Raw genomic sequence first — 226 nt, 5'->3', positions numbered from 1 at the left:
TACGGGATTCGAACCCGTGTTACCGCCGTGAAAGGGCGGTGTCTTAACCGCTTGACCAATGGGCCATATTTTCTTTTTTTGTAAGCTTCCAACCGGGCTCGAACCGGTGACCTCTTCCTTACCATGGAAGTGCTCTACCTGCTGAGCTATGGAAGCACTTTGGCTAACATATAAATTGAAATAATGGCTCCGCAGGTAGGACTCGAACCTACGACCGTTCGGTTAA

General features: G+C 49.1%; 1 tRNA gene. It reads right to left on the bottom strand.

From position 1 onward, the window contains the following. Positions 1–83: 83 nt before the first annotated feature. A tRNA-Thr gene (locus tag ADJ83_RS11150) sits at positions 84–156 on the bottom strand. Between the last annotated feature and the right edge of the window lie 70 nt (positions 157–226).

Source organism: Bacillus sp. 522_BSPC, from assembly GCF_001076885.1.
GTDB lineage: Bacteria > Bacillota > Bacilli > Bacillales > Cytobacillaceae > Niallia > Niallia hominis.
This window is presented reverse-complemented; position numbering and strand designations above follow the sequence as displayed.